The following is a 3,671-nucleotide window of genomic DNA, read 5'->3' as shown; positions in this document are numbered from 1 at the left end:
GGTCCGGTGTTTATGCGCAGTTTTGCGGCGCAATTAATTCCAACCGATTGTAGTGCAGCAAATATAGATGCTATTAGTCAGGTTTTAGATACACAAACAGGTTTATCAAAACTGGCAAGACGTGCGCTACTTGAAACTCGCCAACAAGAACAACGCTGCGTGAAGATCAAACAAACATTACAGTAAGCTTATCCAAAACAATGGTAAATCAATTGAGTTAAACCAAAAAAGCGCTGATATTTATCAGCGCTTTTTATTAGCATTTATAGAATGGGCTCATCGCACTGCGCGTTAGTAGCCATCAAGTTCAATAGCTCATGAATAAGCATCACCATTACCACTCACTAAGTGCGCACGCAAAAGCTCATCATCACTGGAGCATGGTCGGTACTGTCGCTGTCGCGTTCATAGTCAGGCCGAACTAGATGACGATCAAATGTTTTATAATCAATGATATGAGCGAGATTTTGCTGCTGAGTCGGATTAAACTCACTTGAGACTAATATATAATCGAGCACCGAACCACTGTTGCCATAGTAATGTGTCGGCTGTCTCGCTGGATGCGGTTGCTCATCCACTAATGCGCTTGACTCAAATTCATCTTGGGCCAATGTTGCATTACATTTGGTCGCGTCGATAAACAACTCATAGCTGTCAAACAAACTGCTTTGCTGTAACTCAGCCATCAATGAGGTTTCACCCAGCTTAGCCAGCCCAGGGTCTTCAATATCACTGCGATACACGCGTAATTGATTATTAAATGCCGCTAACAGTTCGCTGCCCATGGTGTCATTAAAATCCCCCATCAGCATAAAAGGCTGCTGAGTTTGTTGTCGTCTCATCAGCATTTGATGGCACAGCAATGCTGATTCACTGCCGCGCTGTAAACTGGATGCCCAACGTCCTAAGACTTGCCGTGCAACAAAATCAGCACCGCCATGTAAGCCACTTTCACTGATATCGTCACGACTCACGCCACTGCGTTTAGACTTAAGATGAATGACATAGCAATCGCATGGACCAAACACCGGTAACTGTATGGTTGCTCGTAACGGCTTACGACTAAAACTAAATGACTCAGCTAGACCTAACTGGTTGATCCATTGCGGATCGGGGCTAACATTAGCCGAATCAATAATAGGATACTTCGATGCTATCGCGACCACTGGGCTACGATACACATAGTCACTGACGACCTCTGGTAAATCTAGCGCCACAAAATATTTATAACCCAAAGACTCAGTCAACCTAGCTAATGCATCAGGGCTAAACACTTCTTGGAAAGCAATAATGTCAGGTTGGTTGTGGCTAATAAACTCACTTAACCATGCACATTTTTTTTGCCATTGCTTATCACTGTAGATGTTTTCAAAATCGTAGTAAGCGTAAGGTGGTTCGATAAAATTAAATAAATTAATACTGACAACACTGAATGTAAGTTCAGGTGATGAAGCGGTTGATACATCATTTAGGTCCAAAATATTTTGCTCTCTGTAAAACTTATATTAAGGGTACTGACAACATTGCTATTTGTCGAATTTAACTCCCTATCAACTAGGGATAATGCACATAGATAAAATAACCTAAAAATAACTGAACCTACTTTCACAAATACGCGTAATGCATAACAGTTACAGCTTAAATAACATCTGATTGATCACCTGATACAGCAAGACCAGATGTACTAATACAATCATCCTCCGTAAGACCCTTTTGGCTTATCCCTCACCCTGATAAGCCATTTTTTACGGCATTGTTTATAGCGCATGTGCTTATCGAACTATATTGAATAGGAGTATATGATGGTGTCACACAATGCAAAGAACAGACATGTCTGCCGAACAATACAAGTAGGCATTGCTACCGCTGCTGGGGTTTTATCATTAATTGGCCAACCCGTTTGGAGTGCCAGTGAGGACAACATGCTATTTCACTTTACTGATCCAAGCCATTTTACAGAGTGGAACATCAATAATGACACTGTGATGGGCGGTATTTCGCAAAGCCAGATTAAGCAGAATAAGCAGCAAGCGTTAATATTTTCTGGGCATGTTTCCTTGGCAAATAATGGCGGATTTGCATCGACAGAATCAACCTTTTTACATCAAATTGCCAGTACATCATTACTCACTCTCACGGCTAAAGGCGATGGAAAAACATATCAAATCCGGTTAAAAACACCGAATTTGTCTTATGGTGAAGCCTATGTGGCTAACTTTGATACTCAAGCTGATACACTCACTCAACATACTTTTACCCCGGCAGACTTTACTGTCAACTTTAGAGGGCGAGCGGTCACGAATGCACCATCATTAAACTTTGAAGATATTGATCGTATTGGTTTTCTCGTTGCACAAAAACAACAAGGTCCATTTATAATTGAGTTACACTCGGTACAGTTTGACCGATAAATGCGTTAATACATAAGGGTATTCATTGAATTTACCAATACACATAAAAGGCATTATTTTCGACTTAGACGGCACCTTAGTTGAGTCCAGTTTAGACTTTGACTTAATTCGCCAACAAATTGGTTGCCCTAATGGTATAGACCTCCTTAAATACGTCGACGAGTTAAGTTGCAAAGCCACTCAAGCCAACGCAAACAAGATTATTCTTGAGCATGAATATCAAGATGCTATGAGCACCAAACCAATCAAAGGCATGACCGAACTAATTAGCGCTATTGAAGCGGCAAAATTACCCACTGCCATAGTGACTCGTAACAGTCTTGCAGCCAGTGCAATGAAGGTAACACAAAATAATATTGCCATAGATCACGTGCTAACCAGAGAACACTTCCCAGCCAAGCCGGCACCCGATGCGTTACTGGCCATTGCAACACAATGGCAAATTAATCCGCAGCAGATTATCTATGTTGGTGATTACTTATACGATATTCAAGCGGCTAACAACGCGGGAATGATTGCCTGTTTAATTAATCATGGCATTGAACGTGATTATCAACACTTAGCCGATATTGTCATCGAAGAGTTAAGCCAACTACAGCCATTATTAACCAATAGCTTACCGAGTGATTAACGCCAGTAATCACGTTATTAATAATTCAGAGTGACACAACATGAATATGAACCCAATTCACCCTAAAAAATTACTAAATAGTAAGTGGACCAAAGTTAACGTGGTTCAAAAATTGAAGCATTTTACTGTGGCTAAAGTGGAGTATGACGAGCAACAAAACGTGGTTGAATGTTTTATCCGTGCAGAAATGAATGCCGAAGAATTTTCAATTGACTGGCGCGATCTTAAAGATCCGCAACTGTGGAAAATTGGCTGGCAATAATCTACTGTAAAACACATTTATGATGGCGTTTGAAAATAAAAAAGTGACTCTTGGTTATGCACCGTGAGTCACATTTTTATACTAGCGTTAGCATAACTTTATCTAACGAATTTCAAGATAAAAAATGGTTATCAAACCGATTTTTGAGCTGTTTACAATGACATTGACTGCAATAGCCCATTATTGATCTGTCATTAACCTTGCAACAAAAATAACCAGTTTGTCATTGAAACCATTATTCTATTTAACTCAGCTATTATCTTATGATAAACATTGAACCTTCGAGCCTAAATTGAAGTGTTTCTAGGCCCCAATCAGATAGCATGACATCCTGAATACGTTGGCCGTCGCCTTCACTACTACATCC

General features: G+C 40.3%; 5 protein-coding genes. 4 read left to right on the top strand and 1 reads right to left on the bottom strand.

What is annotated here, in order from left to right:
* Positions 1-186: hypothetical protein (locus tag CXF78_RS14620; RefSeq protein ID WP_145991464.1), on the top strand; the 186-nt coding region annotated here is incomplete at its 5' end.
* 158 nt (positions 187-344) lie between these two features.
* Here the strand turns inward: CXF78_RS14620 and CXF78_RS14615 are convergent.
* Positions 345-1,478 carry an endonuclease/exonuclease/phosphatase family protein gene (locus CXF78_RS14615; protein ID WP_102037214.1) on the bottom strand — a complete coding sequence of 378 codons (1,134 nt, stop codon included), beginning with the start codon at positions 1,476-1,478 and terminating at the stop codon, positions 345-347.
* A 321-nt stretch (positions 1,479-1,799) separates the two neighbouring features.
* On the opposite strand from CXF78_RS14615, the gene CXF78_RS14610 reads away from it, so the two are divergent.
* The 3 genes from CXF78_RS14610 to CXF78_RS14600 are packed head-to-tail and all read left to right on the top strand — an operon-like array spanning position 1,800 to position 3,304.
* Positions 1,800-2,411 (top strand): CIA30 family protein, encoded by a 612-nt coding sequence (locus tag CXF78_RS14610; RefSeq protein ID WP_102037213.1) that lies wholly within the window; start codon positions 1,800-1,802, stop codon positions 2,409-2,411.
* Positions 2,412-2,436: 25 nt separating this feature from the next.
* A complete protein-coding gene (locus tag CXF78_RS14605) occupies positions 2,437-3,042 on the top strand; it encodes an HAD family hydrolase (protein ID WP_102037212.1) in 606 nt (201 codons plus the stop codon).
* A gap of 46 nt (positions 3,043-3,088) precedes the next feature.
* Positions 3,089-3,304, top strand: a complete 216-nt coding sequence (locus CXF78_RS14600; protein ID WP_041413713.1) for a TIGR02450 family Trp-rich protein — start codon at positions 3,089-3,091, stop codon at positions 3,302-3,304.
* Positions 3,305-3,671 lie beyond the last annotated feature (367 nt).

It is taken from the genome of Shewanella sp. 11B5 (assembly GCF_002836795.1).
GTDB lineage: Bacteria > Pseudomonadota > Gammaproteobacteria > Enterobacterales > Shewanellaceae > Shewanella > Shewanella frigidimarina.
Note: the sequence above shows the minus strand (reverse complement) of the source record. Positions and strands in the feature narration are given on the sequence as shown.